Source organism: Streptomyces sp. RB17 (assembly GCF_009604455.1).
Taxonomy (GTDB): Bacteria; Actinomycetota; Actinomycetes; order Streptomycetales; family Streptomycetaceae; genus Streptomyces.
Genome location: NZ_WEGL01000008.1, coordinates 95,861 through 116,852, shown reverse-complemented (window position 1 = coordinate 116,852; position 20,992 = coordinate 95,861). Strand labels below are relative to the sequence as shown.

General features: G+C 72.3%; 16 protein-coding genes and 2 pseudogenes. 7 read left to right on the top strand and 11 right to left on the bottom strand.

All coding sequences use genetic code 11. From position 1 onward, the window contains the following. Window positions 1–138 precede the first annotated feature (138 nt). A complete protein-coding gene (locus SRB17_RS31930; RefSeq protein ID WP_323376535.1) occupies window positions 139–369 on the top strand; it encodes a hypothetical protein in 231 nt (76 codons plus the stop codon). Between the two features lie 101 nt (window positions 370–470). On the opposite strand, the gene SRB17_RS31925 is transcribed toward SRB17_RS31930, so the two are convergent. The 6 genes from SRB17_RS31925 to SRB17_RS31900 all read right to left on the bottom strand — a co-directional run bounded on the left by SRB17_RS31925 (window position 471) and on the right by SRB17_RS31900 (window position 10,433). After that, entirely contained in the window at window positions 471–1,331 is an 861-nt protein-coding gene (locus SRB17_RS31925) for a serine protease (protein ID WP_153543661.1), read from the bottom strand. Window positions 1,332–1,453: 122 nt separating this feature from the next. After that, window positions 1,454–2,998 (bottom strand): RNA polymerase sigma factor, encoded by a 1,545-nt coding sequence (locus SRB17_RS31920; protein WP_323376534.1) that lies wholly within the window; start codon window positions 2,996–2,998, stop codon window positions 1,454–1,456. A gap of 447 nt (window positions 2,999–3,445) precedes the next feature. Further along, window positions 3,446–4,333, bottom strand: coding sequence for a FadR/GntR family transcriptional regulator (locus SRB17_RS31915; protein WP_323376533.1), 888 nt, complete (start codon window positions 4,331–4,333; stop codon window positions 3,446–3,448). Window positions 4,334–4,495: 162 nt separating this feature from the next. Beyond that, window positions 4,496–7,087: an ATP-binding cassette domain-containing protein gene (locus SRB17_RS31910; protein ID WP_323376532.1), complete on the bottom strand. Its 2,592-nt coding sequence runs from the start codon at window positions 7,085–7,087 to the stop codon at window positions 4,496–4,498. Between the two features lie 123 nt (window positions 7,088–7,210). Beyond that, entirely contained in the window at window positions 7,211–7,969 is a 759-nt protein-coding gene (locus tag SRB17_RS31905) for an NUDIX hydrolase (protein WP_153543658.1), read from the bottom strand. Between the two features lie 898 nt (window positions 7,970–8,867). After that, window positions 8,868–10,433: a DUF4192 domain-containing protein gene (locus SRB17_RS31900; protein ID WP_153543657.1), complete on the bottom strand. Its 1,566-nt coding sequence runs from the start codon at window positions 10,431–10,433 to the stop codon at window positions 8,868–8,870. A gap of 142 nt (window positions 10,434–10,575) precedes the next feature. Here SRB17_RS31900 and SRB17_RS31895 point away from each other — a divergent pair, with 142 nt between their 5' ends. Continuing rightward, window positions 10,576–12,741, top strand: a complete 2,166-nt coding sequence (locus SRB17_RS31895) for a RecQ family ATP-dependent DNA helicase (RefSeq protein ID WP_153543656.1) — start codon at window positions 10,576–10,578, stop codon at window positions 12,739–12,741. 265 nt (window positions 12,742–13,006) lie between these two features. Continuing rightward, window positions 13,007–13,627, top strand: a complete 621-nt coding sequence (locus SRB17_RS31890; RefSeq protein WP_323376531.1) for a hypothetical protein — start codon at window positions 13,007–13,009, stop codon at window positions 13,625–13,627. Window positions 13,628–14,161: 534 nt separating this feature from the next. Here SRB17_RS31890 and SRB17_RS31885 read toward each other — a convergent pair. From SRB17_RS31885 to SRB17_RS31875, 3 genes are all read right to left on the bottom strand, one after another. Then, window positions 14,162–14,794 (bottom strand): hypothetical protein, encoded by a 633-nt coding sequence (locus tag SRB17_RS31885; RefSeq protein ID WP_153543655.1) that lies wholly within the window; start codon window positions 14,792–14,794, stop codon window positions 14,162–14,164. Between the two features lie 68 nt (window positions 14,795–14,862). Continuing rightward, window positions 14,863–15,564, bottom strand: a complete 702-nt coding sequence (locus SRB17_RS31880) for a ribonuclease HII (protein ID WP_153543654.1) — start codon at window positions 15,562–15,564, stop codon at window positions 14,863–14,865. A gap of 82 nt (window positions 15,565–15,646) precedes the next feature. After that, on the bottom strand, window positions 15,647–16,270 hold the full coding sequence (locus tag SRB17_RS31875; RefSeq protein WP_153543653.1) for a TetR/AcrR family transcriptional regulator: 624 nt from the start codon (window positions 16,268–16,270) through the stop codon (window positions 15,647–15,649). Between the two features lie 477 nt (window positions 16,271–16,747). Here SRB17_RS31875 and SRB17_RS48615 point away from each other — a divergent pair. The 4 genes and pseudogenes from SRB17_RS48615 to SRB17_RS31855 all read left to right on the top strand — a co-directional run. After that, a pseudogene (locus SRB17_RS48615) lies at window positions 16,748–17,375 on the top strand (sensor domain-containing protein); the annotation flags it as partial. After that, window positions 17,367–18,095, top strand: coding sequence for a sensor histidine kinase (locus tag SRB17_RS31865; RefSeq protein ID WP_416237111.1), 729 nt, complete (start codon window positions 17,367–17,369; stop codon window positions 18,093–18,095). The pseudogene SRB17_RS48615 and the gene SRB17_RS31865, both read left to right, overlap by 9 nt. Next, window positions 18,086–18,733: a response regulator transcription factor gene (locus tag SRB17_RS31860; RefSeq protein ID WP_153543651.1), complete on the top strand. Its 648-nt coding sequence runs from the start codon at window positions 18,086–18,088 to the stop codon at window positions 18,731–18,733. Before SRB17_RS31865 ends, SRB17_RS31860 begins: the two co-directional genes overlap by 10 nt. A 43-nt stretch (window positions 18,734–18,776) precedes the next feature. After that, window positions 18,777–19,535: a DUF4097 family beta strand repeat-containing protein gene (locus tag SRB17_RS31855; protein ID WP_153543650.1), complete on the top strand. Its 759-nt coding sequence runs from the start codon at window positions 18,777–18,779 to the stop codon at window positions 19,533–19,535. Between the two features lie 30 nt (window positions 19,536–19,565). Here SRB17_RS31855 and SRB17_RS46800 read toward each other — a convergent pair whose 3' ends face one another. Continuing rightward, window positions 19,566–19,988 carry an AMP-binding protein gene (locus tag SRB17_RS46800; RefSeq protein WP_153543649.1) on the bottom strand — a complete coding sequence of 141 codons (423 nt, stop codon included), beginning with the start codon at window positions 19,986–19,988 and terminating at the stop codon, window positions 19,566–19,568. Between the two features lie 64 nt (window positions 19,989–20,052). Continuing rightward, a pseudogene (locus SRB17_RS48610) lies at window positions 20,053–20,565 on the bottom strand (hypothetical protein); the annotation flags it as partial. Between the last annotated feature and the right edge of the window lie 427 nt (window positions 20,566–20,992).

Genomic DNA, 20,992 nt, shown 5'->3' with positions numbered 1-20,992 from the left:
ACGGCACATTCGCCGCCAACCGGCAGCAGACAGCCGCCCGGAAGATTTTTTCCAGGAAAAGCCACGAGCGGGAACGTTTTCGGGCTGGTTGGATGTTGACCCTGGTACGACAGCTCGTCGAGCTAGAGAAGAGGCGACGTGACTACTGTTCTGACCCCCGCGAGCCACCTGACGGCCGCCGATCGCTGCGACCGCTGTGGCGCCCAGGCATACCTGCGCGTCGTCCTGCTCAGCGGCGGAGAGCTGCTCTTCTGCGGCCACCACGGTCGCAAGTTCGAGCCGGAACTCAAGAAGATCGCCGCTGAGATACAGGACGAGACGGAGCGGCTGACGTCGGTTCCGAACACCGCTTCCGACGAAGAGCGCTGAATCTCGCACATACGACGAGCCAGCTCCGGCACAGGCCGGCGAACGGGCGGCCGCTCCTGTCCAGGAGCGGCCGCCCGTGCTCATGTTCCCGTGTGGACGCTTCACGAGCCTCCGTGAGGCCGCGTCCGGCCCCCTGAGGCCGTCTCCACGGCTCTCACGGCGTCGGAGACGCGTGTGTACACACCGGGGCTGCCCCGCCTGCCGCAGCCGCTCCCCCAGGACACGAGCCCGATCAGCCGCCCTCCCGCCACCAGCGGGCCGCCGCTGTCCCCCTGGCAGGCATCCGGGCCCCCGGCGGCCTCTCCGGCGCAGAGCATGCTGCCGGCCCGGTAGGTGCCGTCGAGGCCGCCCTGATAGGCGCGGACGCAGCGGTCGTCGGGCAGTACGTGCACGTGTGCGGCGTACAGCCTGTGCGCATAGGCACCCCCGCCGGTCGTGTCACCCCACCCGGAGACCGTGGCCTGCGTGCCCGCCCTGTAGGCCGGATCCGCCGCGCCCGCCATGCCGATGACCGCGCTCTGCGGCAACGGCTTGGCCAGGGTGAGCACGGCGAAGTCGCCGGCGTTGGTCCCGGTGTCGTACGCCGGATTGATCCAGGCGTCGCGTACGGCGACCTCCTGCCCCTCACTCGACAGCAGATCGGTGCGGCCCGCGATGACCCGGAGGTCGCGCACACGGTTCGGGGGCGCCCCGAGGACGTCCTCGGCCAGACAGTGGGCCGCGGTCAGCACCGCCGTCCGTGCGACCGCGACGCCGCCGCAGAACTGGCCCGCCCGCGTACCCCCGAACCGGTCACGGCTGGACAGCGCGACGGTCCACGGAGCCTGGGAGACGTCTATCGGAAAGCCCCCGACCACCACGCTGTCGGCGGCCGCGGGAGCTGCGTTCTCCAGGGGTATGGCGGTCACGGCGGCCGCCAGGGCCAGCGGCCGGATCAGTGCCCGCGCAACGGAACGGCGCATACAGGCTCCTCACTCTCGGGTGGTACCGGAACACCCAGAGTGATCCACTACGCCGTCGCGCGCAGCACGAAAGCCCGGCTCCCGCGTGGGGAACCGGGCCTTCGCCGTCGTACGACCGCGACCTAGTCGAGGTAGTCGCGCAGCACCTGGGAACGCGAGGGGTGGCGCAGCTTCGACATGGTCTTGGACTCGATCTGGCGGATGCGCTCACGCGTCACGCCGTACACCTTGCCGATCTCGTCGAGGGTCTTCGGCTGACCGTCGGTGAGACCGAACCGCATGGAGACGACGCCGGCCTCGCGCTCGGACAGGGTGTCCAGAACGGAGTGCAGCTGCTCCTGCAGGAGCGTGAAGCTGACGGCGTCGGCGGGGACGACGGCCTCGGAGTCCTCGATGAGGTCACCGAACTCGCTGTCGCCGTCCTCACCCAGGGGGGTGTGCAGGGAGATGGGCTCACGGCCGTACTTCTGGACCTCGATGACCTTCTCCGGGGTCATGTCGAGCTCCTTGGCCAGCTCCTCCGGGGTGGGCTCGCGGCCCAGGTCCTGGAGCATCTGGCGCTGCACGCGCGCGAGCTTGTTGATGACCTCGACCATGTGCACCGGGATACGGATGGTGCGGGCCTGGTCGGCCATGGCGCGGGTGATGGCCTGACGGATCCACCAGGTGGCGTACGTGGAGAACTTGTAGCCCTTGGTGTAGTCGAACTTCTCGACCGCGCGGATCAGACCGAGGTTGCCCTCCTGAATGAGGTCCAGGAAGAGCATGCCGCGGCCGGTGTAGCGCTTGGCCAGGGAGACCACCAGTCGGAGGTTGGCCTCCAGGAGGTGGTTCTTGGCGCGGCGGCCGTCCTCGGCGATGATCTCCAGCTCACGCTTGAGCTTCGGCGCCAGCTTGTCGGCGTTGGCCAGCTTGTCCTCGGCGAACAGACCCGCCTCGATGCGCTTGGCCAGCTCGACCTCCTGCTCGGCGTTGAGCAGGGGGACCTTGCCGATCTGCTTCAGGTAGTCCTTGACCGGGTCGGCGGTGGCGCCGGCCGCGGCGACCTGCTGCGCGGGCGCGTCGTCCTCGTCCTCGTCGGACAGGACGAAGCCCGCGTTCTCGGCGCCCTCGGGCTCGTCGGCGACCTTGGTCTCCTCGAGCACCTCGTCCTCGAGAAGCTCGGCGTCGTCCTTCTTGGCCGTGGTCTTCTTGGCCACCGTCTTCTTGGCGACGGCCTTCTTGGCAGCCGCCTTCTTGGCGGTGGTCTTCTTGGCCGCGGCCTTCTTGGCGGGTGCGGCTTCCTCGGCGGAATCGGCTGCGGCCGGAGCGACGGGCGCCACGGGGGCGGCCGTGGTGGCGGTGGCCTGCCTCGTCGTCGTCACCGCCTTCGCCGCGACCGTCTTGGTGGCGGTGCGCTTCGCCGGGCTCTTCGCTGCGACGCTCTTGCGGGTGCGCTTGGGCTCTGCGGCACTGACCATCAGCGTCACACCCTCTTCCTCAAGAATCTGGTTGAGGCTGCGCAGTACGTTCTTCCACTGAGTGGCCGGAATCTGGTCAGCTTCGAAGGCCCGACGCACATCGTCGCCGGCGATCTGCCCCTCAGCCTTTCCCCGCTCAATGAGCGCCATGACAGAGACGGACTCGGCGATCTCCGGCGGGAGCGTACGGGATGTGCTGGCCGACACGAACAACCTCTCGGAACGTTGGAAAACGGCTTCCGGCACCGTCCACTGCGGACAGGAGCCGACCACCGGCCTGGGGATGGGCCGACGGCGCGGGCGGGGGCCGGGGAAGATGCACAGCGCCTGTGATGGCGTCCGTATTCCCTCCGCGGCTGTCACCTCTTAGGTCATCGCGCTGTCTCCACGAGCGTTACGCCCAATCTGCGTGGCCCGAGTCACACCCCGTAAGCGGTCAAAAGGAGTCAGACACGGGCAGACCAGATCACCGTTGCCGTCCTGCCCGGTCGTGCACATGGCCCCGGCGGCCGGTCGCACCGCTGGACCCCGCCGGACCGGACAGGGTCCGGCGGGGTCCAGCGGCGGCCGGCAACGCGCCCGGCGCCGACACGAGCGCCCCGAGAGCCAGGCCGACGCCGCACACCGGCGACCGCACCACCCCGGTCGCGGGGCTCAGTGCTCGCGCGGGGCGGGCACCACGCGCTCGACCTCGGGGTGGACCGTGAGCAGTTGCCGCATGGCCGTCTCGGCGGCCGCGCCGTCGCCGGTGCCGAGCGCGTCGACGATCCGCGCGTGCTGCGCGAGCGACGCCTCGTTCGGCCGCTCACAACCCGTGACCGGACCGCCGGAGACCTGGAGGGCCGCCGAGACGATCCCGGAGAGGTGCTCCAGCATGCGGTTGCCGGCGATCTGGATGAGCAGGGCGTGGAACTCGTTGTCGGCGCGCGAGTACGTCAGCGAGTCGCCCTGCGCCATGGCATGGCTCATGATCTCGACCATGTCGCAGAGGCGCTGCTGCACGTCCTCCCGCCCGTGCCCGGCGGCGAGGCGGGCGGCGAGCGGCTCGATCGTCCAGCGCAGCTCGCTCAGCTCGCGGCGCTGATCGTCGCGCTGGGGCCCGAAGGCCCGCCACTCGATGATGTCGGGGTCGAGCAGGTTCCAGTCGCTGACGGGACGCACGCGCGTGCCGACGTTCGGGCGGGCACTGACCAGGCCCTTGGCTTCGAGGACACGGAGGGACTCGCGGACGACGGTGCGGGAGACCTCGAAGCGCTGGCCGATCTCCTCGGGCACCAGCGGTCGGTCCGCGCCCAGGTCTCCGGATACGATCATCTGTCCGAGCTGTTGAACGAGTTGGCCGTGCAGTCCGCGTCCGCGGCTGCCCGCGGCACGTCGGCCGACGCGGCCCAGCTCGGGGTCCGCGCCCTCCCAGGAGGGCGCTCCGACGCGGTCGGCCACGTGGGGCTCTGCGTAGGGGTAGCGGTCGAGTTCGCCCGGGCCGGCCAGACCGGAGTCGGTGGAGCGGGCGGCGGTCATCATGGTGTGCGCAAGGGTACTCACGGATCCTTTGTCGGCGTCGGCTTCAACTCCCTTGAGGTCTTTGGTGAAAAGCACACGAAAGGGTGATCGCTCACCCCGTCGCAATTGACGCCTTATCGGAAAGAAATGGGCTTACCGCGGGGAGTTGTGCACACGGCGGGATCGGAAGTGGACGCACGGGCGTCACCGGAACCGGGTGCGCAGTGTGGTGAACAGATACGCGCACAGCAGCGCCGACAGCGACAACACCAGTGCGCTGCCCACGGGTTGGGCGAACACCCGCGCCATCCCGAGCAGATAGCGCTCGCCGCCGAAGGGCCACTGCAGCAGCAAGAGCTCTCGCATCCGCACCGGAAACCCGTCGGCCAAGCGCAGGGCGGGCCCGTGCATCACCTCGTGCACGAGGGGGACGACGACAACGGGTACGGCGAGTACGGCGGCCAGGCCGCCCGTGGTGGACCGGAACACACCGGCCGCCAGCACACCTGCCCAGGCGCAGCCGACGATCAGACAGAACCAACTCGCGCCCAGCGACAGCCAGTCCGCGGGAACTTGCGTCAGCTCCCGTCCGTAGACGATGTAGAGCGCTTCGGCGTCGCAGCCCACGGTGAGGAAGGCCAGCATGGCCGCGGTGGCCCCGGAGACGAGCAGTTTCGCGGTGAGCAGCCCCAGCCGTCGGGGCACGGTGCCGCGGTCCGCCGCGAGGGCGGGGTGGCGGAACTCGTCCCCGAAGGCCAGCGCACCGAGCAGCCCAGCCGCGAGCGCCGCGGGCGGCAGCGGCAGCTCCCGCGGCCACGCGGCGAACAGCCGCGCCTGCGGGGTGTGCCCGATCCTGGCCAGCAGTACGGCGGTGAGCGCGGACACCGCCAGTACGGCACCGCAGGTGACGAAGCCGACGCCGATGCCGGCGGCGCGCCGGATCTCGTAGCGAAGGGGGCGGAGGGGGCTGGGGGCGGGGCGGACGGGGATGGGGGGTGGGAGGGGGGAAAGGGGATCAGGAGAACGTACACCCTCGGGGCGGGCGGCGCCGGTGGCCTGCGGCTGACCGGTGCCGGGCCTTCTGGCGCCGGGGAGGCGGGTGCTCAGGCCGGAGATGCCCGGCGCCATCGTGCTCGCGGCGCCGGTCTGCGGTTCCTGGGCGGCCGAGGCCGCGTCGCCCCCGGCGTCCGTGGTGGCCGCGGCGTCGGCGGTCCGGCCTCCGTCGGCTCCCACGAGCACCTCGGCGGGCACCGCTGCGGCACCTCCGTCGAGGGCGTCCTCACCCACGGGCCCGACATCGCCGATCGTCCTCCCGCCGGTTCCCGGGGTCGCGTCGCCCAGCGGCGCACCCTCGGCCGGAACACGCTCGACGGGCTCGGTGTGCGCCGTCCCCTGCCCGGGCTCGCACGTCTCCCTGAGCGACGGCTGCTCACCGCTGAGGGCCCGTGCCCGCTCGCCCGCCGGCGGCTCCTCGCCCGAGGAGGCGCCGGAAACGGCCCGCAGCCCCGCCGGGGTCTGCGCTGGGCCGCTCTCCCGTACTCCCACCGAGAAGCCGAACGGCAGGGTGGCCCGCTCCCGCCCGGAGGAACCCGACGCGATGGTGCCCGGCTCACCCGACGCGAGGCCGGACGCCGCAGGGGCCGGCTCCGACACGGACGCGTCCAGTGCCGGTGCTCCGGACTCGGCCAGTACCGGTGCTCCGGACTCGGCCACCGACGAACCGGGCGTCGGAATGCCGGACGCGGACGCGGCCAGGGCGAGCCCCGAGGCACCCGCATCCACCGTCGGCAAGCCGCGGACCGACGGCTCGGGTTCCGTGGCCGACGGTCCGGGCCCGGCGTGTTCCAGCTCCGCAGGTGTCTCGCTCTCCGAATCCGGGGTCGGCTCCGCGGACGAGACGCTTGCCCCGGTACCGGATCCCGGCCCCATGTCGCCGATCTCGTCCGCGAGTTGGTGCACGAGGATGCCGTGACGGAACGCCGTCTCGCCGACATCGGCGGTCGTGGTGCCGTACACCGAGAGGTGGTTGCCGCCCTCCCGTACGACCTCGACGGACCGGCGCGCGGTACGGGCCTCCTTGGCGAGCAGGGTGGCGAGCCGTGCTGCCTGCGGGCTGCGGACCGCCACGCGCGGACGCAGCCGGGTACGGGCGAACTCCCCGGCCACCTGGTCGGCCACGATTCTGCCGCCGTCGAGGGTCACGACCCGGTCGGCCCTGCGCGCGGCCTCCTTGGGGTCGGCCGTGGTGAGGAGCACCGTGCCACCCTGGCCGGCGTGGGCTCGCAGCGTGTCGTGCAGCCATTGCGCCTCACGGACAGAGAGACCGCCGGCGGGCTCGTCCAGGACGAGCGTGTGCGGATCGGGCAGCAGAGCGCAGGCCAGGCCGAGCCTGCGGTCCATCCCGCGCGAGAGCGTGCCGAGGCGCTCCTCGCGGAAGCTGACGAGGCCGACCACTTCCAGGACCTCGTCGGCCCGTCGCGCCGGAACTCCCGAGGCCGCACACAACATGCGCAGATGTCCGCGCACCGAGCGGGCCGGATGCCCCGGTACGTCGCCGAGGAGCACGCCGACTTCCCGCGCGGGATGGGCGATCCGGTGCAGGGGTCGCCCTCTGAAGTAGGTGATGCCGCGCCCCTGTTGAAGTTCGAGCATCAGTCTGAGCGTCGTCGTCTTGCCCGCGCCGGCGCCTCCGAGGAGCACGGTGACGTGTCCCGCGTGTGCTTCGAAGGAGACATCGTCGACGGCGGGCGGGTGCGCCTTGCGGGGGTTGCTGGTCAGTCCGAAGGCCTGGATCACCTGCAGCAAGATAGCGTGTGATGTCCGTTTTTTCGGGTACCACCCGGTCTACTACCACACGTGCTGCCGATGGACCCGGTTCACGTCCGCCGTTCGGCGGAACCGACGCCCCGCCCGTGCGCCTCAGACCTCGGGGCGCAGCATCGGCGGGTTGAGCAGGGTGGCACCGCCGGCCCGGAAAAGCTGCGCCGGCCGACCGCCCTGGCGCGTGGTCGTCCCTCCGGTGGGGACGAGGAATCCGGGGGTTCCCGTGACCTTGCGGTGGAAGTTGCGCGGGTCGAGGGCCACTCCCCACACCGCCTCGTACACCCGGCGCAACTCGCCGACGGTGAACTCGGGTGGGCAGAACGCGGTGGCCAGCGACGAGTACTCGATCTTGGACCGGGCCCGTTCCACGCCATCGGCGAGGATCTGGGCGTGATCGAAGGCGAGCGGTGCCACGGCCTCGCCGTCGCGGCCGTAACCGCCCTGCTGGAGCAGTTCCTCGACCGGCGCCCAGCGCGCGTTGGCGGCGTCGCCTCCTGCTCGTGGGGCGGGCAGGTCGGGCGCGAGCGCGAGGTGCGCGACGCTCACCACGCGCATGCGCGGGTCCCGCTTGGGGTCCCCGTAGGTGGCGAGCTGTTCGAGATGAGCCCCGTTGTCCTGAACCGGGGCCGACGGGTCGTGCGCACACAGCCCCGTCTCCTCGGCGAGCTCGCGCGCCGCCGCCTGGGTGAGGTCCTCATCGGCCCTTACGAAACCTCCGGGCAGCGCCCAGCGCCCTTGGAACGGGGGCTCGCCCCTGCGGATCGCCAGCGCGCACAGGGCGTGGCGGCGCACGGTCAGCACGACCAGGTCCACGGTGACGGCGAAGGGCGGAAAGGCTGACGGGTCGTAGGGCATGCCGCGATCATAGTCGTCTGCCTGACGATAAACACTCCCTTCCCCGGCCGCATCGATGATGGTTCCGCTTCGTTCTCGTATGGGGCGCAGGACCGGCTGCCGTTCTTCGTCTCCGTGGCGTCGTACGAGGTCACACTGCCAGTTGCAGGCCTCCTCGGCCGGGCGAGCCCCAGCCGTCTGATGCGCACGGGGAACGGGGCGCGGCTTCCCTGATCATGATGCTCACCTGGCCTGCCCCGGCCTAGCTCTGGATCCGAAGTCCGCGGCCTGTCGTGGCCTGGCGCGGAGTTCGGCCCGAGGTCCCTGGGTGACGGTGGGGCGGCGATGGCCTGCCGTGCGGTGACGTCGGCACCGTCCGGCGGCGACCACACACGACTGTCCCAGGGACGGACGTTCGTCGTCGGTGGCGAAGGGCGGAGTCGGCTGCTGGTGCATGGGGTGGCTTTCTCTGCGCTCGCGGCGCCTCGAACATGCCGGCGACCCGTGGGACGCCCCGCCGGACAGAGGTCGTACGGCGGCAGGGGCCAGCCAGGCGTTCCGCCACTCAGGTGGACGGAAGGGGGCTGGTCCGCGTCACGGCTCGTCTCCGCGACACCCACCGAGTGACGGCGCAAGAAAGGAGCGATGCCGCTCAGGCCGGCCACGAACCGCTTCCACCACCGGACGCGCGACGGCCCCTCGCATGCGCCCCGAGCAGTCGGGGACGGCGATGGACCCGGTCGGCCTGGCGGCCGTGAAGTGCCACTGCCAGGGCCGCCGCACCGGCTCGCGGGAGATCGCTGCCGGAGCAGTTGCTGGGGGTGTGCGTCGCCTCCCGCCGACTCCGTCGATGCGCCAGGCGTCTTCCTCGGACGGGCCTGCTCGACCGGGTACGCGCCCGTGCTCCCCCGCACGGCGATCACGCCTCTCCTTCAGGCTTGCGGTGGTCGTTCTTCGTCAGGGGAGAGCCGGCCGTGGTGCCGCTCTGTTCCGCCGCACGCGTGCGGGCGTCGCCGAGGCCCCGGCTGCCGGGGCGCGAGGGTTCGGCAGCCGACGGGCCGGGGTGGGATCCGGCCGGCCTCCGCCGTCCGCCCGTGGGCCTGGCCGCGCGGCGGGCATCGCCGCCGTCGGCCGGTCGCACACGGCGTCGTCGGCGCGTGCCCGTCTCCCGGCCCACTTCGTCGCCGCCCTGGTCGTCGGCTCGGGTGGTCCCTGTCGCGTCTTCGGCTGCCGGCAACTCGGCCGGGGTCGTCTTCTCCTCCGCGTGCGACTGTGAGCCGGTGTCCGCCGGCGTACGCCTCACGCGATCCGCACGGTCGGCGCGCAGACAGCGGCGGATCGCTTCCGGGTCGAGGCCTTCGTTGCAGGCCTGGTGCAACAGCCGGGCGAACAGATATTCGGGATCCGCGCCCAGCGCCATGGCGAGTGCCTCACGGGCCTCCAACTCGTCACCCGTCGACCACGCGACCCAGCCGGCCAGGGTCAGTGGGGCCGCGGCGTGCTCGCCGTAGGGTCCGACGCAGCGGCGGGCCAGGGCGCGCCAGAGCCGGAGGGCCGGACCGGCCGCGTCGCCCTCCATCCACGCGGCCGCGCGGTCGCGGGTCGTGCGGTCCTGGAGCCCGAGGATCAAAGTCGCCGCCTCGTCGTGTGCGAGCAGGCGGTCGTCGCGCAGGTCCGCCGGATGCGTGCCGGACACCGGTGCCGCGGCGGCGAAGCGGTCGATGATCCGCTCGGCGAGGTCCAGGGTCTCCTGTGCCACTTCCGCGCGGGACACCTCGTCGAGAATGCGCGGCACCAGCGTCATGCCGGCCGTGTCCAGGGCGATCTCCTGCTCCAGGGCCGCGGTCGTCTCCCAGGGCTGCAGCCTGGCACGCAACTCCCGGAGTGTGCCGCGCACTTGGATGCCTGCGTAGGTGGCCGCGGCGGCCAGGACGGAGGTGCCGGGCAGGCCCATTGGCGAGCCGTCCTCGGGGCAGCAGCTCTCGACCGGGCAGCAGTACGACCAGAAGCGGCCGTCGGAGATGCACAGTGCCTCGATGACCGGCACGTCGCGCTCGCCGCACTGGGTGCGCAGCAGGTGGGCCAGCCGCTCGAGCCGTCGCTTGACGTCGCGGCCGGACTCTCCCGGGGCCGGTTCCTGGCAGACGTAGGCCACCATCTGTTCGGGCCGGGCACCCCGCCGTTCACTGCCGGTCACCAGGCCGTGGGCCAGCTGGCGTGCGGCCGCCTCCCAGTCCTCCTCGTCCGCCGGGATGCCTAGCCGGGCCCGGCCGCCGAACCTGCCCCGGCCTTCACGGTCGTGCAGGGCCACCAGCACCATGCTGTCCTCCGGCCGGTAGCCGAGGAGGTAGGGGAGGGCGTCGGCCAGCTCGGCCGGGGTGCGCAGGGTGACCTGCGTGTCGTGCGCGGACAGGCCGGTGAGCGGCTCCTGCCCCGAGATGTCGCCGTTTTCGAACGGTCCGGTGGTTTCGCTGTGATTCGTCATGCGCAGACGATCTCGCGGATCTCGAGATTCCGGTTGGGCCTGTGGACAAGTCGGATCAGGAACACGACAAGGCCGTCCCGGTTGTCCACAGCCGGGGCGGTGGGCCGCCCGCTTGTCGGTCCCGTCCTGTTGTATGGGACGCATGGAGCACACGAGCAACGCGGATCTCCGGGCGCAGGCGGACGCCGTCCTCGCCCGGCTCGTCGGGGATGCCACGGGCGCGGCCCGGCTGCGCGAGGACCAGTGGCGGGCGATCGAGGCACTGGTGGCCGAGCGGCGCCGGGCCCTGGTGGTGCAGCGCACCGGATGGGGCAAGTCCGCGGTGTATTTCGTGGCGACCTCGCTGCTGCGGGCCAGAGGCAGCGGGCCCACGGTGATCGTCTCGCCCCTGCTCGCGCTCATGCGCAATCAGGTGGAGGCCGCGGCCCGAGCCGGTATCCATGCCCGCACCATCAACTCCTCCAACTCCGAGGAGTGGGACACCGTCCAGGCCGAGATCGCGGCCGGCGAGGTCGATGTCCTGCTCGTCAGCCCGGAGCGGCTGAACAACCCGGACTTCCGCGACCAGGTCCTGCCCAAGCTGTCCGCCGCGACGGGACTGCTGGTCGTGGACGAGGCCCACTGCATCTCCGACTGGGGTCACGACTTCCGGCCCGACTACCGGCGGTTGCGCACCATGCTCGGCGATCTCCCGCCCGGTGTCCCCGTGCTGGCCACCACGGCCACGGCCAATGCCCGGGTGACCGCGGATGTCGCCGAGCAGCTGGGCACCGGCGGTACCTCGGACGCCCTGGTGCTGCGCGGACCGCTGGACCGGGAGAGCCTCAGCCTCGGCGTGCTGCGGCTGCCGGATGCCGCGCACCGGATGGCCTGGCTCGCCGAGCATCTCGACGACCTGCCGGGCTCGGGCATCGTCTACACGCTCACCGTCGCCGCCGCCGAGGAGGTCACCGCGTTTCTGCGACAGCGGGGGCACACCGTCGCCTCGTACACGGGCAAGACGGAGAACGCCGAACGCCAGCAGGCCGAAGACGATCTGCTCGCCAACCGGGTCAAGGCGCTGGTCGCCACCTCCGCGCTCGGTATGGGCTTCGACAAGCCGGATCTCGGTTTCGTGGTCCACCTCGGCTCCCCCTCCTCACCCATCGCCTACTACCAGCAGGTCGGCCGGGCGGGCCGCGGTGTCGAACACGCCGAGGTGCTGCTGCTGCCGGGCAGGGAGGACGAGGCGATCTGGCAGTACTTCGCGTCGCTCGCCTTCCCCTCCGAAGAGCTGGTCCGGCGCACCCTGGACGTCCTGGCCCGGGCGGACGGCCCCCTGTCGCTGCCCGCGCTTGAACCGCTGGTCGAGCTGCGCCGCTCCCGGCTGGAGACCATGCTCAAGGTCCTCGACGTGGACGGAGCGGTCCGCCGCGTCAAGGGCGGCTGGATCGCCACCGGGGAGCCCTGGTCGTACGACACCGAGCGCTACGACTGGGTGGCCCGGCAACGCGCGACCGAGCAGGAGGCGATGCGCGCCTACGCGTCCACCACCGAGTGCCGGATGGAGTTCCTGCAGCGTCAGCTGGACGACGAGGGTGCCAGCCCCTGCGGCCGCTGCGACAACTGCGCCGGACCGCGCTTCTCCGCCGACACGTCCACGGTGGCGGTGGACGCCGCGCGCAGCGACCTGGGCCGGGCCGGCGTGGAGGTGGAGCCGCGCCGCATGTGGCCGACGGGCCTGCCGGCCATCGGCATCGATCTCAAGGGACGCATTCCGGCCGGTGAACAGGCCTCGCCGGGGCGGGCCCTGGGCCGGCTCTCGGACATCGGCTGGGGCAACCGGCTGCGTCCGCTCCTCGCGCCCCAGGCACCGGACACCGCTGTGCCGGACGATGTGGCGCGGGCCGTGGTCGGCGTCCTGGCCGACTGGGCGAAGGGCCCCGGCGGCTGGGCTTCCGATGCGCCGGGCGTCCAGGCACGGCCGGTGGGTGTCGTCACCGTCGCCTCGCGGACCCGGCCCTTGCTGATCGACTCCCTGGGCTCCCGGATCGCCGAGGTGGGCCGGCTGCCGCTGCTCGGCTCCGTGGCGTACGCCGAGGACGTGCCGCGGGTGTCACGCAGCAACAGCGCGCAGCGGCTGAAGGCCCTCGACGGTGCGCTGACGGTACCGCTCGCCCTCGCTTCGGCGCTCACCGCGGCCGACGGCCCGGTGCTGCTGGTCGACGACTTCACGGAGACGGGCTGGACCCTCGCGGTCGCGGCACGTCTGCTCAGAAAATCCGGCGCACGGGCGGTGTTGCCGCTGGTCCTGGCCGTCCAGGCGTGAGCGGGCACCCGCCGCGGCAGTAGTACGGGACACAGCCCGGCACCTCGGGCGTCATCGGGCCGACCTTTGGGTAGGGATATAAGCCACGCACCACCAGATAACAGCCGGTGGCCTCAATTGCTCGTTGCCGCATCCAAGTTCGGCAGGAAGAATTGAGGTCCGCTCCCCGCGCGGCTCGTCCGTGATCGGTCGGGCTCCGCTGCGGTGCGCGGTCCCTCGAATCCGACCTCGCCCGCAGTGTGGGCGCGTAGCCGAAGGGAGGAACGTGACCTTCGGATTCGCCTCGTCCTCGGCGGCCTCGTTGTCGACCTCCGCGTCCGCCGCTTCCGCAAGTCGTCTGCTCGAGCCGGCCGAATGGGCCGCCGCCGGAATCCCTCTGCTGCGCAACCCCCGCGAGGTCGTCAGCGGGCTGCACGCCCGCCATCGGCCGAGGCCCTCCACGGCGATCGTGGCAGTGCTGGATCCGGACGAGCGGCTGTGCGCCAGCGCGTCGTTCACGCGTCGTCCGGCCCCGCCCGACGGCTGGATGTTCCGCAACGCACTGCTCGCGCAGCTGCGCCGGGTGATTCCGCACGACCTGAGACGCCGGACCCCGGTGCGCACGGCCATTCTCGTCTACTGCCGCGAGGGCGACGCACATTGGACGGAGGAGGACGGGGCCTGGATGTGGGGCCTGCGGGACGCCTGCACACTGCACGGGCTGCGGTGCGGGGCGTACATCACGCTGACCCACGACGGCTGGCATGTGCTCGGCGAAGGACGCAGCGGCCGCCGCCCCAACGCCGGCTCCGCACCCGAACCCTTCGCCACTTCCGAGGCCCCGCCGCTCGCACCGCGCACCGGCGGCCCGGTCTCCGAGGTCCTGCGCCGGGCGGCGGCTCGCTGAAGGGCACGGCGGCAGGTCGGCCTCTGCCCGGCTGTCATCCGGTCACCGCCCTGTCCGCAAGAACGGCCAAGCGCCCGCCCACTGGTGTGCCGACGCGCAGCGCCGCACGGGGCCGTGCCCCGAGAAACGCATGGGCCGCCCGTGACCGGAGCGACGCAAGGGCCTACGGCGCCCGGGGGACACGGAGCTGTGTCCTGCCGAGCGGACCGCTCACCCCCGCCGCATCCGGCAGCCGTTCCAGCCGTACGAGGGCCTCTGCCCAAGTGCCTGCCGCCCTGCCCATGAGGGCGGCGGCTTCACAGTCCGGCCTCGGCCGTCCGGCAGCGTGAGCCGGGGTCCGGCCTCCGCCCTGCAACCGCTGCCCCGCCCCTGGCGTCTTGGTGTATTGCCGGAACGCCGTCCCACGAGCGGAGCGGCCTCCGGCACACGCAGAACGACCGCACCCCTCACCCGGACATGCCAACGGCCACGCCGTGCGGATTCCGCCGGAGCGGTTCCTTTGTCGCCCCCGTGCGCCGAGGTGCGCCAAGAGGCTCAGACGCCGGCGCCCAGCACCGAGTTGATCTGCTGCGGGTCGCCGCAGACGATCAGCAGGGCACCGGCCCGGGTGTGGGCCAGCGGAAGGGCCGAGGCAGCTGCGGAAGCGGGGCCTCCGTTGATGGCCACGACGACCACGGGGCGGGACGCGGCGCGGGAGGCGACGGCGGCGTCCGCATAGAAGACGTCGTCACCGGCATCGTGCTGCGCCCAATAGGAAGCTTCGCCGAAGGACAGCTCGTGCTCCGCCCACGGGTGCTCGGACCCGGTCGTGATCACGAGCACGTCGCCGGGGGCACGACCCGAGTCCAGCAGCAGGTCGACCGCCTCATCGGCGGCGTCGAGCGCGCCCTCGGCAGAGGCAGGGATCAGCTGGATCTGCGGGGTTGCCGCCGTGGCGGCGGGAGCGGCCGGACCGGACGGGCCCGGCTTGGCCGGGGCCGCGTCACGCGGCGTGCGCTGCACCGGCGGGGCCGGCCGCGGAGGACCGGGACGACCGGGGCGGGACGGAGCCGCGGGGCGGGGGCCGGGTACGGGGCGAGGGGTCGGCGCGCTACGGCCGCTGGCCGGAGTGGCGCGGGGACCCTGGGCACTCTCGTGAATCTGAGGCTCCTCGGGAATGAGAGGCATGAGCTGATATCTATCAAACATTGGTGCGGCGCGGGTGACCGGGTGGCACATCAGTGCGAGCGGAAACGTCAGAAATCGAAGCCGAGCTGACCCTCGATCTCCGGACCGCCTCCGTCCACCCAGCTGCGGACCTTCTTGAGGTGCCGCCACTGAGGCAGCGCATCAAGATACGCCCACGACAAGCGGTGGTGCGGGGTGGGCCCCCACTCCTCCAGTGCGGCCCTGTGCACGGGCGACGGATACCCGGCATTGTCCGCAAAACCGAAGTCTGCATGGTCGACACCCAGTTCGGCCATCATTTTGTCGCGCTGAACCTTGGCGATCACCGACGCCGCCGCCACGGCCACGCACGACTGATCGCCCTTGATCACCGTGCGCACGTTCCAGGGGGCGCCGAGGTAGTTGTGCTTCCCGTCGAGGATCACGGCATCGGGGCGGACCGGCAGGATGTCCAGGGCGCGGACCGCGGCGAGCCGCAGCGCGGCCGTCATCCCCAGGTCGTCGATCTCCTCGGGGGAAGCATGCCCCAGCGCATAGGCCGTCACCCACGCGCGCAGGGTCACCGCCAGTTCCGTACGCCGCTTGACCGTCAGCAGCTTGGAATCGGTCAGCCCCTCCGGAGGACGGCGGAGGCCGGTGATCGCGGCACAGACGGTGACAGGTCCGGCCCAGGCGCCGCGCCCCACCTCGTCGACACCGGCAATGACCTTCGCTCCGGTCGTGGCGCGCAGGGAGCGCTCGACGGTGTGAGTAGGCGGTTCGTACGGCATGGCGCCATTAGGGTACGCCGCCGGGGTCGCCGGCCGACACCCCCGGTCGTCCCACCGCCGCGCGGATCGCAGGCATGCAGGATCAGCTTCCGTAGGGCCGCAGCAGCGGGAGCATCAGCTGGTCGATCATCTCTTCGAGATCCCTATCACTCCATTCGCTGGCGCACATCTTCGAGCGGTACATCATCATGGCCGGGATGGCGTCGAAGACGTAGCCATTGGCTGCATCCGGACGCACCTCGCCCCGCTCTATTCCGCGGGTGACGACCTCCCCCAGGAGCTTGACGGTCGGCTCCACCACCCCTGCGGCGATCACCTCCTGGAAGCGCTCCGCCTGGGTCTGATCGCACTCGTGAATCACCGAGCGCAGCGCGACACCCGGCGGCGAAAACATGATCTGCCGCACCTCGCGGCACAGCGCGAGAAGGTCTTCGCGCACGCTGCCGAGGTCCGGGGCCGTCTCGACCCGAGGGAGTCCGGCCACCAGCGCGTCCGCGACAAGGTCCTCCTTGGAGGGCCAGCGGCGATACACCGCGGCCTTGCCGGTCTGCGCACCGGCGGCGACGCCCTCCATGGTCAGGCCTTTCCAGCCGACCTCGCCGAGCTGCTCCAGCGCGGCGTCGAGGATCGCGCGCTCCAGCACCACTCCGCGCCGTCGAGGGGAAGCCGCCCGATCGGGAGCGGCCGTCCAGCGCGACGTAACCATCTGTGTCTCTCCAACGAGGGAAGCGGGGATTCCGGGGACAAGGTGCGCCGCGCCGCAGCAACAGGGGGACGCGAAGCGGGGCGCAGGTTCAGGTGAACGCTCGCGTTCACTGTTGCGACCTCACTCCCGTGGACGCCACAGTGAACGTGATCGTTCACTCATGCCATTGAGCGGGGCTCGACCACGCCCTCGACCAGCATGTCAGGCAACGGCGACTCTTTCGATGGTTCGGGCACCGGAACGGCCGGAATCATCTCAACCCCCGCCAGTTCCTCCAACACTCGCTCCCAAGCAGTGGGCGACGCGGCCTCGTTCCACGTCTGCCCCGTCCGCTCTTTCCAAGGCCGGCACCGCCAGCGCCGCCGGCGTCGAGGTGACCACGGGCATCACCGGCACGTCCGCGCAGTTGGCCGCGACCCTGGATGTCCCCGTCAACAACGGGTGGGACTGACCCGCGGCTAGAGTCTGGAGCGGCGGATGAGCGGGACGGTGACGGTGGAGGGCGACGACCGGGTGGCGGCGAACGGGACGGTGCGCGACTCAGCGGCTCCCCGCCGGGCCACTCCACAAGCCGCGCACCGGGCGATCCCCCGGGCCCCGCACCGGGCCCTGGTCTCGGCCGCGTTGTGGTGCGGCGCCGCCCATCTGGCCGGGGACGCCGTGACGGGATCGGCGGCCCTGGCCCTCCTGCTGGTCCTCGCCCTCGGCATCATGCTGCTGCCCGTCGCCCTGATCGGCCTGCCGGTCATGGTGGCGGCGGGCTGGGCCCTGGACCGGTTCGCCGCGGCGGAACGCGTCCGCTACGCCGCGACCTGCGCGCTCAACATTCCCGCCCAGCCGCGCCCCGTTCCGCTCGGCGCGCGCCCTGGCCACCGCCCGCTGCACCTGGCGGCAACTGGGCTACTGCGTCGCCGTGGTGCCGATGTCCCTGATGACCAGCGTGACCGTGGCCCTGGCCTGGGCCGTCCCGCTCACCCTGCTGCCCCTGCCGCTGTACTACGCGCGGCTGGGCAGCGGGCACGCGGTGATCTGGCCGTTCACCGTGGCCTCCCTCGACAGCGCCCTGCTGGTGTCGGCGCTCGCCCTGCTGGCCGGGGTGTTCGTGTCACCGCTGCTGGTCCGCGCGCTGCTCGCCGTCGACACGGCCCTCGCGCGCACCCTGCTCGCCCCGCCCCGAGACCTCGAACTCAGCCAACGCGTGGAGGAGTTGACGGAGAGCCGGGCGCAGCTGGTGGCGGCCGTCGAGGCGGAGCGCCGCCGTATCGAACGCGATCTGCACGACGGCGCCCAGCAGCGTCTGGTCGCCGTCAGCATGGCGCTGGGCCGGGCCGTGTCGCGACTGCGCAGGTCCGGGGACGACGGCACCCGGCAGATCGTCGAACAGGCCCGCGCGGATGCCCGTGAGGCCATCACCGAACTCCGTGACCTGGCCCGGGGACTGCACCCGCCGGTGCTCACCGACCGGGGGCTCGCCGCCGCGCTGTCGGCGGTCGCCGCCCGCGCGCCGGTGCCGGTCACCGTCGACGTCCAGGTGGAGCCCCGGCCGTCGGCCGCCGTGGAGGCGGTGGCCTACTTCGTGGTGACCGAGGCGCTGACCAACGTCGCCAAGCACGCCCAGGCCGACCGGGCCTGGGTGGAGATCCGCCGCAGCGGCGACCGGCTCACCGTTACGATCGGCGACGACGGCCGCGGGGGCGCCGATCCGGGCGGCGGCAGTGGCCTCGCCGGGCTCGCGGCGCGGGTCGCCGGTGTGGACGGCCGGCTGAACGTGACCAGCCCTCCCGGTGGACCGACCCTGATCAAGGTGGACATGCAATGCGGGTAGTGATCGCCGAGGACTCCGCCCTGCTCCGGCAGGGCATCGTGCTGCTCCTCACCGAGGCGGACATCGAGGTGGCGGCGGCCGTCGGTGACGGCGAGGCACTGCTGCGGGCGGTCGAGGAGCACCGGCCGGACGTCTGTGTGACCGACGTCCGGATGCCCCCCGGCTTCGTGGACGAGGGCCTGCGCGCCGCCCTGGCGATCCGCGCCCAGTGGCCCGGCATCGGGGTGCTGGTGCTCTCCCAGTACGTGGAGGAGCGGTACGCCTCCGAGCTGATCGGCGACCAGAGCGGCGGGGTCGGCTATCTGCTCAAGGACCGGGTGGACGACGTCGACGACTTCGTGGCCGCGCTGGAACGCGTCGCCGCCGGGGAGACGGTGCTCGACCCGGAGGTCGTCAAGCAGTTCCTGACCCGCGTCAACCGCGCCAACCCGCTGTCCGAACTGACCGCCCGTGAGCGGGAGGTGCTCGCGCTGATGGCCGAGGGCCAGTCCAACGCGGGCATCGCCGACGCGCTGACGGTCAGTCACAGCGCGGTCGGCAAGCACATCAACAACATCTTCATGAAGCTGGACCTGCCCCCGGCCGACGGCGGCGGCCACCGCCGGGTACAGGCCGTGCTGCGTTATCTGGGAGCCTGAGATCAAGCCCGACATCGAGCCCGAGACCGGCGTCCCGCAGCCCGTGGCGCCCCCGCGCGGTCACCGGTGGATCGTCGCCGGCGGCCTCGCCGTGCTGGCCGTGTCGGTCGCGGCGGTCTCCTTCGGGCTGCTCTTCGTGCTCTCCGCCGACCACGGCTACTCCCGGTCGCTGCGGGCCGACGCGGCGGACAGCACCCGGCTGAGGGTGGAGGCCGGACGGGCCGGGGTCACGCTGAGCCCGGGTACGGACTCCCTGGTGCACGTCGACGCGTCCGGCGACTACGAGCAGGCCGCGCCCAAGGTGGCGGTGGCCTCCTCCGGCGGCATGGTGACCGTGAAGTCGTCCTGTCATGAGGGCTGTTCGCTGCGACTGCGGATCACCGTGCCCGCGAACCTGGCCGCCGACGTCACCTCCGGCAGCGGCGAGATCAGCACGAGCGGCCTGGGCGGCCCGCTCTCCCTGCGCAGCGAGAGCGGCCAGATCAGCGTGTCCGGTTCGGCCGGCACCCTCGTCCTGCACGGCGGTTCCGGCGCGGTGGCCGTGACCGACTCCCGATCCCGCCATGTCACCGTCACCAGCGGCCAGGGCAGCGTCCGCGCCGAGTTCGCCGCTCCCCCGACGAGCGTCGAGGTGTCGACCGGCGACGGCAGCGTGGACCTGGAGATGCCGCAGGACGCCGACTACTCGGTCGAGGCCCACAGCGGCGGACCCACCGCACCCCGGATCAGCCTTCCCGTGGAGCGGGGGTCGAGGCACGCGGTGACGGTGCGGACGGGGAACGGGGCGATCCAGATCCACTGAGTCGGTCCCGTTCCCCGGCGTCTCACCGGCTCACCGCAGCGCGCCCGCCGGCTTTGGGAAGCCGTCCAGCTCCTCGTAGCGGACACCCTGTACGGCGATCAACCGCTGGGTCCTGTCCAGCAGTTCCTCGACCAGGTCCGGGCTGAGCGATCCACCGCTGACCAGCGCCGTGACGGCGTAGTTGTCGAAGCCCGCCGCCAGCAGCTCCCGCCACTCCTCGGGCGTCGCCTGGATGTGGGTGATCCGCTGCCGGTCCACGAACCCGACCAGCGCCTGCGCATCGCCCGCCGTGTCCCGGCCCGCGAGCACCACGCGGGCGCCCGAGGCGAGGACCAGGTGGAGCCGCTCGGCCGGGTCGGACGCGGGCATCAGCCAGGCCGCCTGCCGTGCCGTGCCCAGCACGCACAGGCCGGCTTCGACCCGTTCGGCCAGCTGCCGGTGGGTGACCGTCACCGGGTTGGTGGCCGGAGACGTGGAGTTCGCCGGGGATGCCGGGTGGGACGGGGTCGCCGTACTCGTCGAGGACGAGCAGCCATCCGTTGTCGACCGGCTGGCCCAACAGCGGCCCGGCCGTCTCCCGCCGCGGGTCGAAGTCGGCGGAGGCGACGGTGAGCGCCCCGCCGTGCAGGACGTGCAGGGTGCGCAGTTCGGCGCTGGTGCGCTCGGCGAGCGCGCGGCCGGTCTCACGGGCGAGCGCGGAGCCCGCCGCCGGCACCAGTCGCGGTACGGCGCCCTCCCAGCCGTCGGCGGCGACCGCGCCGGCCAGCAGCTCGAGCGTGGCGACGAGGACGGTGACACAGTGCTCGGCGAGGGTGCGCGGCAGGACGGACGCGTCGTCGCCCGGGGTGAGGACGGCGGCGGCTCCGGTGGTGAGGGCGGCCGGCAGCGGTCCGTACGACGTGTGGACCGGGCCCGCGTGCAGGATCCGGTCGCTCTCCTCGACGCCGTGCTCGTCGACCAGCCGGCCGACCTGGTTCGCGAGCGTGTCGTGGTCGAGCAGCAGGGCGGGCGTGCCGTCCGGGCCCGGCACGGCCCAGGCGGGGGCGAGCGGGTCCGGGGTGCTGTCGACGGGCGCGACGGGGTGCAGCGGCGAGGGCGCCGGGGTCGAGGCGGAGGGCGCGGGGGTGGTCGTACTCCTCGTCGGTGAGGACGACGTCGGCCGCCGCAGGGAAGTCGCCGGCGTCCAGCGCGGCAATACGGCGGCCCCGGCCCGCCACACGCCGATGACGGCCGCCGCCAGGTCCCGCCCTGTGTGCGAGCGGAGGCCGACGCCGGTGTCCCGGCCGACGCCCGCGTCGTGAAGGAAACGCGCGATGCGATGGGCCTGTTCATCGATTTCGCGCTAGCTGATCTCGTGGTGGCCGTCGAATACGGCGACCGAATCAGGAACCTGGCTCGCCGTGTGGAAGATGGGAAGGCGGGCCGCGGTACGGACGGCGAAGGCGCGTTCCGCCCGC